Source organism: Alienimonas chondri, assembly GCF_013036045.1.
In the GTDB taxonomy this organism is placed as follows: domain Bacteria; phylum Planctomycetota; class Planctomycetia; order Planctomycetales; family Planctomycetaceae; genus Alienimonas; species Alienimonas chondri.
In genome coordinates this window covers 1-8,962 of record NZ_WTPX01000175.1, presented here as the reverse complement: position 1 = coordinate 8,962, position 8,962 = coordinate 1, and the positions used below count along the sequence as shown (strand labels likewise).

The window sequence follows — 8,962 nt, the reverse complement described above, 5'->3', positions numbered from 1 at the left end:
TCACGCTGGCGGCGCTCAGCGCGGCGCTGGCGGCGATCGCGTTTACCCTCTGCCAGCCGGCCGCCGCGGGCCTCGTGCGGCGGGCCTGCTGGCTTCCGGGCCTGCTGTGGCGAGCGATCGCCGGCCGCTACCGTGCGGCCTCTTAAGGTCCCGCCCGCCGCCCCGGTTCGTTCGCCGATGTCCGCCCCGCTGCTGATTGTGCTCTGCTGCGTTGCCCCGGGAGAACCCCAGTGGGATCAGCGGCTTGTTCCGATCGACCGCCTCGTGGCGGAGGGAATCGAGGACGGCGAGATGCCCGGCTGCGTCGTGCTGGTCGGACGACGGGACGGCGTCGTCTGGCGAAAGGCCTACGACGACCGGGCGATCGAACCGCAACGGGAACCGATGACGCTCGACACCCGGTTCGACCTCGCGTCGCTCACCAAGCCGATCGCCACTGCCTGCAGCGTGATGCACCTCGCGGAGCGGGGGAAATTGGACCTCGACGCTCCCGTCGCCGATCGCCTTCCGGCCTTCGGAGCGAACGGGAAGGGGACGATCACCCCGACGCGCCTGTTGACCCATACCGGCGGGCTGATCGCCGACAACGCGCTCTCCGACTACGCCGACGGTCCGGACGCGGCGTGGACGGCGATCTGCGAACTCGAACCCCGCGCCGTCCCGGGGGAGCGGTTCACCTATTCGGACGTCGGCTTCATCGTCCTCGGCAAGCTGGTCGAAGAGGCCTCCGGCGTCCCGCTGAACGAGTACGCCGCCCAGCACCTGTTCGCCCCGCTCGGCATGACCCGCACCGGTTTCGTACCTGATAAATCCGTGCACGGGGAGACGGCTCCCACCGAACGTCGCGACGGCAGATGGCTGCGCGGGGAGGTACACGATCCGCGAGCCGCGGCGCTGGACGGCGTTGCCGGGCACGCGGGGCTGTTTGCCACCGCGGACGATCTCGGCCGGTTCGCCCGCATGTTGTTGGGAGAGGGACGACTCACCGACGAGGGCGCCGTTCGCCTGCTGAAGCCGGAGACGGTCCGCAGGATGACGGCCCCGCGTTCTGTGCCCGGCGGCCTCCGCACGCTCGGTTGGGACAACCGCAGCGCCTACAGCGGCAACCGGGGCGATCTCTTCTCAGACGCTGCCTTCGGCCACGGCGGGTTCACCGGCACGGGACTGTGGATCGACCCGGAGCGGGACCTGTTCGTCGTGTTCCTGTCCAACCGGCTCCACCCGGACGGCCGCGGCTCCGTCAACCGACTGATCGGCCGCATCAACACGGTCGTCGCGGCCGCGGCTCTCTGCGAGTGAGAGCTTCGACGGCTCGCGGCCGGAGCGGGGGCCGGCGGTGTGCAGCAGCAGGCTCGCCACCATCGCCAACAGCACGCTGGCCGCGAAGGCCCACAACGCCCAGCCGGCGATGACTTCCGTATTCCCCGGCAGCCCCTTCACGGCGACGACGATCAGCCCGATCACCATCACGTCCAGCATGCTGAACTTGCCGACGTGATGAGCCAGCCACCCGGCCCAGCCGTGGCGGGCGTTCTCGTCGGCGTGGGCGGCGGTCCAGCCGAGGATCGCCAGCTTCGCGGTCGGAAACGCCACGCTGAAGGCGAACAGCAGCCCGGCCAGCCCCTCGGCGCCGTGGTTCCACATCCGCTCGATGCCGGTCAGCACGCTGAAGGTGCTCGGCCGCAGCACCCGCGGTTCGAGAATCTCGATCCACCCATGCCATGGCCCGCCGTTGGGGATCACCGTCATACACGGCCCCGTCAGTCCCAACCCCAACGTCACGCAAGACGCCGCGACCAGTAGCAGGACGAGCGTGCGACGAGCGGCGGACATGGGACGAAACAGACGGGGGGGCAGTTGACCAGACTAACGACGGCGCCAGCGGTGAGGTTCACTTCAATCCGGCCACCATGAGTCAGCCGCTGGGGACCGCAAGGAGACGGATCGCCGGCCACGCTTCCGACGAAGCAAGCAGCTTCAGCAACGGCCCACGCGTCCGTTCGTCTTCCCACAGTGACTCATAGAACCGCTCGACGCCGTCGACGGGATGCCATTTCGCCATTAACGAGAACGCTTCGCTCTTCGCCGACCTAGGTTCGGCCCGCGCCGGATTCTCCGCTAGCCACACTGCTGTCCGCGTTACTCGGTCCGGCTCGGCAGAGGCGTAGGCAGCGCAGACCAGCCGCTCCAAGGTCTGCTTTTCCGGGATGCCGTTTCGCACGCCTTCTTCAAGCCCCTCGGGCGTGTCGCACGCCCACGGGCACACGGCGACGAGCGTGTTTGCCCCTCCCGTTCGCGACACCTCGAACTGAAGGCGGTCCTCGTCGTAGTCGGTCACCTGCTGGGTCGCTCCCTTGGCCGCATTCACAACCCGATCCCGCAAAGTCGCCAGCCGCTCCCTCGCTCCGGAGGTCGGACTGTCCGAGTCGTAGTTATAGATGAGATGCCGTACGGCCAGCCGCTTGCTCCGTTTCAACTGAATGTCGAACGTCTCCAAAAGTTTGCTGACGCCGCGCGCTGGTACGATTTCCGCGTACCGCTCTCCAGCCACGGACCGAAATCCGAATTGCCCGCCGGTCACCGGCATCCCGGCCGGGTCTTTCACCCGCTCCCCCTTGGGCGGTGCGACGAACCCGGCGTGATTGATTAATAGGCCGCTCCAGAAGGCCCGGTCGTGGTAGCCCTCGCAGACGATGATTGCCGCCGCGCCGGCGGTCGACGGCCCGCTCACCGTAAGTCCTCGGCGATCTGCCGACGGGCGAACCGCACCTCGCCGCCGTCGTGCCGAACCGACTGCAAATGGCCGTCGTCCAGCCAAAGCGTAAACAGGGCGAGAAGCCCGTCCGGCTCCTCACACTCGTCTAACAGGCAGTCGATGAACTCGAGACTGTGCGTCGTCAGCACGACCTGCGTGCCGGAGCGGACGGCATTGACGATCGCCTTCGCCACCAACGCCATCGCCGCGGGGTGCAGGTGGGCTTCGGGTTCTTCGAGCAGAGCGACGCCTCCCGATAATGCCGTCAGGCTTAGCCCAATTCGGAAGGCGGCATGAGTCCCTTCGCCGTAGTAGGCAATTGGTAAACTGCCGCCAGCCCAACCGAAATGAAGCACGGGTACATCCCCCTCCGTGAGAACTTCCACTCGATCAACAGTCGAGACGAGAGAGGAAGCTAGCACTGCAATATTCTCTCTCCGTCCTGCTCTAGCAATTGCGGAATAGAGGTCGGATAAAGTGTTGCGAAATGTCCGCGGGACTCCCTCGACAACTTCGACCTCGTCGACGCCAGGCAAGGCAACGTCAACTTCCGGATGCTGTCTTTCTATAGACATTCCGTTGTGTCTGAAGGTGCGTTGGTACGTTCGCACGGTTTCAGCGTGGAGAGCTGCGGTCACAGTAATTTCCCACGTCGCCGCCGCTCGATCCTCGGTGACCGTCAGGGTGCAGCCTCGTGCCTCTCCGGCGGTCGCGACACACTGAACACGACACCGTTCGCCCCCCCCGTGCCCCCGCCATAACAGCCAGCGGGCGGCACCGCTGATCGGCGGACGACGATTGACACAGTCCTGTACCGCCTCCGCCGGATTCGGACTCCCGCCAATATCCAACGCATCCAGCACCGTGCTTTTGCCGCTGCCGTTGGGGCCGGTGAGGATCGTTAGCGGGGCCAAACCCTCCAGCTTGCCGGATTTGATGCCGCGGAGGTTCTCGATCTCCACCGATTGAATCCGGGCCACCGCCCCGGTCGGGGCGGCGTCCGGGGCGGCGGGGGACTCGGGGTCGGCGACGCTCATGGGGTCACACCGTCAGTTCGACGACCGTGGCGGGCACCTTCTTCTGCTGGACTTCGGCGGCGCGGTCGTCGTCGGCGAGGTCGCTGTGGCAGGCGGCTTTGTGGCCCTCGGTCGCCCCGACGGCCTGCTTGGTCTTGCCGGCGAGCTTGTGGATCTGGTCCGGCGAGAGATGGCCGCGCTGCTCCAGAATCGACCGCTGTTCGTCGTTCAACGCGGGGCTTTTCAGCACTTTTTCCCGGGCGAAGCCGTCGGCCTTGCCGCTGGCGAACTCTTGGATCTCCTTGCTGATCCGCACGCTGCACCAGTCGTGGCCGCACATGGCGCAGAAGTCGGTGTCCACGTCGAGATCCTCGTCGTGGAAGGCCCGGGCGAGGTCCGGGTCGAAGCTCAACTCGAAGTGCTTCTCCCAGTTGAGAGCGGCCCGGGCGCGGGTCAGATCGTCGTCGCGGTCGCGGGTGCCGGGGATGCCGAGCGCCACGTCGGCGGCGTGGGCGGCGATCTTATAGGCGACGCAGCCCTGCTTCACGTCGTCCTTCTTGGGCAGGCCGAGGTGCTCCTTGGGGGTCACGTAACAGAGCATGCTCGCCCCGTGATACGCCATCGCCGTGGCGCCGATGCAGCTCGTGATATGGTCGTAGCCGGGGAAGATGTCCGTCACCAGCGGCCCGAGGACGTAGAACGGTGCCCCGTGGCAGAGCCGACGCTGGATCTTGGCGTTGTATTCGATCTGGTCGAACGGGACGTGGCCCGGACCCTCGATCATCACCTGCACGCCCTTCCGCCAGGCCCGTTCGGTCAGTTCGCCGAGGGTGAACAGTTCCGCGAGCTGCGCTTCGTCGGTGGCGTCCGCGAGGCCGCCGGGACGCAGGCCGTCGCCGATGCTGAAGGTCACGTCGCGGTCGTGCAGCACGTCGCAGATCGCTTCCCAATGCTCGTACATCGGGTTCTCGGCCTGATGGACCAGCATCCATTTCGCCAACAGACTGCCGCCGCGGGAGACGATGCCGATCAGCCGGTCTTTGACCAGATCGATATGCGCCCGCCGCACGCCGGCGTGGACGGTCATATAATCGACGCCCTGTTCCGCCTGATGGCGGAGGGTCTCGAGGATGATCTCGATATTGAGATCCTCCAACTTCTTGCCGATAATCATGGAATAAATCGGCACCGTGCCGATCGGCACCGTGGATGCTTTGAGGATCGCCTCGCGGCAGGCGTCGAGATCGCCGCCGGTGGAGAGGTCCATGACGGTGTCCGCCCCCCACTTCTCCGCCCACTGGAGCTTCTCGACCTCCTCGTCGGTGCCGCTGGAGACCGGCGAGGCGCCCATGTTGGCGTTGATTTTGGTCAGACTCGCCCGCCCGATCGCCATCGGGTCGAGTTCGTACTCGAGGTGCTTGGTGTTCGCCGGGATCACCATCCGCCCGGCGGCGACCTCGTCGCGGACCTGCGCGGCGGTCAGGTGCGGCTCGCGTTCGGCGACGCGGGTCATCTGCGGGGTGACGATCCCGAGACGGGCGGATTCAAGCTGCGTGATCGGCTCGAAGCCGGCCGGGTGGGTGACAGTGAGAAACGACCCGTCCGCCTGCTCGACCTCGATCGTCTCGCAGCCGTCCCTTCCGCCTTCCGCCTTCCGCCTTCCCTCTTCAACGGACCAGCCGTCGGGGAGGAAGTCCCACGCGGTGCGGTCGCTGGCCTGCGGCATCCCCGGGGCGTCCGGAGAGGAGAACGTCATCCGCCCGGCCGGTCCGGGGGCGAGCTTGGGAGCGTTGGCAAAGGTACCGGGCGTGGTGCCGGCCGGGGCGGAGGCGGGATCGCCGCCGACGGCGGGGAGCGGAACGAACGACATGGGGTGACCGGCGGGTACGGACGGAACGAATCGATGCGGTACCTCATCCTACGGGCGACGCGGTTGCTCGGCGATGCAGTCGAAGCGATTGCCGATCGCCCCTTGAACGACAACGGTCCGATGACTCCTCGCCCCCTCGGGCGCCAGTGGCTTCGTCAGTAACGCGGGGGCTTTAGCAGCGATTGGATCCCGACAGGACGATCGGGCGCCGCACGCGCTGGAAGAGCCACTGGCTTACGAGACGGCAAGGCGCCGGCGGACCCGCACCAGCGCTGCCTGTCGGCACTCTTGCGAATGTCTCGACGCCGCCTTTCCCAGGCAGGTCGCCGCCTCACGGGGGCTTGTTCGTCAACGCAATCTTCGAGATCCCTTGCTGGAAAGGCCTTGAATCTGGCGAGAATTCAGCGGTCAAACGCAAACGGCGCCGGCATGAGATCATGCCGGCGCCGTGTACGGCCCAACTCAGCATCGATTGTTGCGGCTGCCTACCTCGGCTCGTCAGGCAGGGACGCGGACACGCCGCCTCCGCCGGGACTGACGGTGTTCGTCTCGGGCTCGAAATTCGCCGGCGGGGTCGGGACCCTCGCGGGGTCGACGAACTGCGGTTCGCTCGAGGTGGAATCACATCCGCTTCCGACCAGGCATGTCGAAGCCAGCATCGCCAGGCCCAGGCCTCGGGCGGACCAAACCGAAAGGGGGGGGTAAGACCGGGTCATTAGGGTTTCAGGCGGAGAGACGTTTTAGAAGAAACTGTCGCAGCAATCAGAACGGGTTGCTGTCAGGGACGATGCCGTCCGACATGCCGGTGACCGCCCGCCAGACCAGGTAATCGATCGACCCGATCGATTGGACGGAACCGTCGCCGGCCGCGAACTGAACGACGTCTCCGGCATGTTCGCTGTGGAACTGCAGCACGTTGTCATCGCCGTTGCACCAACTGAAATTCGGGCCGCTCGGGAACGCCACGTCTTGGTGCTGAGGCAGACCGCAGTAAGTGATCGCCGGGGGGGCGGACATCCACTGGAAGCCCAGGAGGGGCGGATCGGAGCCGTAAGGGTGAGCGAGCCCGCCGTCATTCTCGCCGAACATCAGGGTGTTGGTGAGGCCGTCGCGAACGGAGGCGAACGTAACCTTGTCTCGGCGGTAGAACATCCCTTTCTTCGCCTTCCAGAAAGAGCTGTCGATGTTTCCCAAGACGCCGGCGATCGGCAGATAGTGCGTGGCGCCCATGCGGCTGAAGCCGAACTCGTCCACCCAGACGCTCTGATCGCCGTAGTAGCTGTACGAAACGGTGCCCGAACCCCATGACAGGAAGCCCATGTTAAGACCCGCGCCGAACTCATTGTCAGAGCTCGTCGGACACAGCAGAGTCGGAAGTTTCGTGTAGGAAACCGTGAGCGTGTCGAACGTCGTCGGGTCCGTATCGCCGAGCGTCACCCAGAACGGGGCTCCACTGTTCTGATCCACATTCGTCACCGACCGATCCAGCTTGTCGGCGACCGTCTCGTAGTCGAGGTAAGGCAAGAGCTGTGGGAAGACGCCGCTGCGTTGCTCTCCGACATGGGACTGGTTGATGTCGTCCCGTCCCAAGAAACCGGCCGGCAACTTCTGGTAGGTGCTTTCGAAGTTATGAACCGCCAGCCCGATCTGTTTCAGGTTGTTCTGGCACTGGCTGCGTCGGGCCGCTTCGCGGGCCTGCTGAACGGCGGGGAGCAGTAGGGAGACCAGGATCGCGATGATGGCGATGACCACCAGCAGTTCGATCAGCGTGAAGCCGGTTCGAGGCCGGCGTACATCAGTGGCGCGTAGGGGACGCGGAGAGGAGGACATTCGTAAACTCGTCCGGGGGAGAGGAGGAAAGGAGCGGGTTCCAAGAGCGCTTCCAGGAAAATGAAGGCCGCGGAATGGGAAACCGATGGAATAGTCTCCCATCGCCGCTTTGTGAAAACACTAAGAAAAAGTCGTACCTCCGCCGGATGCGGGGATTTTCCCCAGTTCTGACATCCCAACACGGGGTTGTTGCTGGAACGATAGGCAGAAGCGCTGCTCGTCCGAGCGGCTCTCGCCGCTGAGAAATTTGGAAACGACGAGGCCCGCGCCGCCGCCGGCCCGGCTTCCCGCTCTCACGCGGCTCGCAGGAGTCCCGGCTCGCTGTCGTTGGCATCGCTGCCCGCTGCGGAGGCTTTGAAGTTCCCGTCGTCGCCGACGTCTTCAAATCGCACCGTGAGCCGTTTCGACACGCCGCTTTGCTGCATCGTCACGCCGTAGAGGACGTCGGCGTCGCACATGCTGGGCTTGCGGTGCGTGACCATCAAAAACTGCGTTTCTTTCTTGAAGTCCGCCATTACGCCCAGGAATCGGCCGATGTTCGCCTCGTCCAACGCCGCGTCCACTTCGTCCAGAATGCAGAACGGACTGGGGTTCGAGCGAAAGATCGCCAGCAGCAGGCCGACGCAGACGATCGTCTTTTCGCCGCCGGACAGCAGCGAGATGTTCCGCGGCTCCTTGCCGGGCGGGCGGGCGAAGACCTCCACGCCGCACTCCAGCGGATCGCTTTCGTCTTCCAACCGCACGTCGCCCTCGCCGCCGCCGAAAAGTTGGCGGAACAGCGCTTGAAAGTGACCGCGGATGCTGGCGAACGTCTCCAGGAACAGCTCTTTACTGTCCCGATTCACCCGGCGAATCAGGTCTTCCAACAGCCGCTTGGCCTCGACGAGGTCCGCCAACTCGCGGCTGAGCCGGCCGTGACGCTCTTCCAACTCGTCCAGCGTGGCGAGGCTGTCCGGGTCCACGGCGCCCAGCGCCCGCAGCTTGCCGCGGAGGGCGTCGACGCGGCGATTGAGGTCCGCCCGTTCTTCGTCCAGCGACGGCAGGGCGAACGTGTCCTCGTCTCGCTTGTCGTCGGCACGTTCGTCCGCCAATTCTCGTAACGCCGAGGGACCGCGGTCCCTCGGCGTGACGGCGGCGACCTCTTCCAATTCGATCCCGTATTCCTCCCGCAGGCGCTCGGCGCTGGCCGACAGTCGGGCGGAGCGATCCCGCAGACCGTCCTCGGCGGCGCGAGCGGCGTCCTCGAGCGTTTTGCGGCGGCTCTCCACCTGCTGCAAACGTCCGGCGTGCGCACGGCGGCACTCGGCGAAGGTCTCCGCCTCGGCGGCGAGGACCGCGGCCTGTTCGGCGAGGCGATCGCGTTCGGACATCCGCTCCGCGGCCCGGGCGGCGGCGTTGAGCGAACCCAACGTCGCCTGCGACCCGCGACGGCGACCGGCGGCGCGGCGTTCGTCGGCCTCCCGCAGCGCCGCCCGCTTCGCGGAGACGTCG

The 8,962-nt window shown here is 66.0% G+C and carries 6 protein-coding genes and 1 pseudogene; 1 reads left to right on the top strand and 6 read right to left on the bottom strand.

What is annotated here, in order from left to right; genetic code table 11:
- Positions 1 to 177 precede the first annotated feature (177 nt).
- A complete protein-coding gene (locus LzC2_RS18595) occupies positions 178 to 1,299 on the top strand; it encodes a serine hydrolase domain-containing protein (RefSeq protein ID WP_171189533.1) in 1,122 nt (373 codons plus the stop codon).
- Between the two features lie 60 nt (positions 1,300 to 1,359).
- Here the strand turns inward: LzC2_RS18595 and LzC2_RS22645 are convergent.
- The 6 genes and pseudogenes from LzC2_RS22645 to LzC2_RS18570 all read right to left on the bottom strand — a co-directional run.
- A pseudogene (locus LzC2_RS22645) lies at positions 1,360 to 1,749 on the bottom strand (paraquat-inducible protein A); the annotation flags it as partial.
- Between the two features lie 166 nt (positions 1,750 to 1,915).
- A complete protein-coding gene (locus tag LzC2_RS18590; protein WP_171189532.1) occupies positions 1,916 to 2,731 on the bottom strand; it encodes a hypothetical protein in 816 nt (271 codons plus the stop codon).
- The gene (locus tag LzC2_RS18585; RefSeq protein ID WP_171189531.1) at positions 2,728 to 3,792 is read right to left on the bottom strand and encodes an AAA family ATPase; all 1,065 of its coding nucleotides are present in this window, start codon (positions 3,790 to 3,792) and stop codon (positions 2,728 to 2,730) included. The genes LzC2_RS18590 and LzC2_RS18585 overlap by 4 nt, the downstream gene beginning before the upstream one ends.
- A gap of 4 nt (positions 3,793 to 3,796) precedes the next feature.
- Entirely contained in the window at positions 3,797 to 5,641 is a 1,845-nt protein-coding gene (gene thiC, locus LzC2_RS18580; protein ID WP_171189530.1) for a phosphomethylpyrimidine synthase, read from the bottom strand.
- Between the two features lie 762 nt (positions 5,642 to 6,403).
- Positions 6,404 to 7,471, bottom strand: coding sequence for a DUF1559 family PulG-like putative transporter (locus tag LzC2_RS18575; protein WP_171189529.1), 1,068 nt, complete (start codon positions 7,469 to 7,471; stop codon positions 6,404 to 6,406).
- Positions 7,472 to 7,764: 293 nt separating this feature from the next.
- Positions 7,765 to 8,962: AAA family ATPase (locus LzC2_RS18570; RefSeq protein WP_171189528.1), on the bottom strand; the 1,198-nt coding region annotated here is incomplete at its 5' end.

Coding starts and splice junctions, on each gene's coding strand:
- LzC2_RS18595 (WP_171189533.1), top strand. CDS start 178: ATGTCCGCCCCGCTGCTGATTGTGCTCTGCTGCGTTGCCCCGGGAGAA.
- LzC2_RS18585 (WP_171189531.1), bottom strand. CDS start 3,792: ATGAGCGTCGCCGACCCCGAGTCCCCCGCCGCCCCGGACGCCGCCCCG.
- thiC (WP_171189530.1), bottom strand. CDS start 5,641: ATGTCGTTCGTTCCGCTCCCCGCCGTCGGCGGCGATCCCGCCTCCGCC.
- LzC2_RS18575 (WP_171189529.1), bottom strand. CDS start 7,471: ATGTCCTCCTCTCCGCGTCCCCTACGCGCCACTGATGTACGCCGGCCT.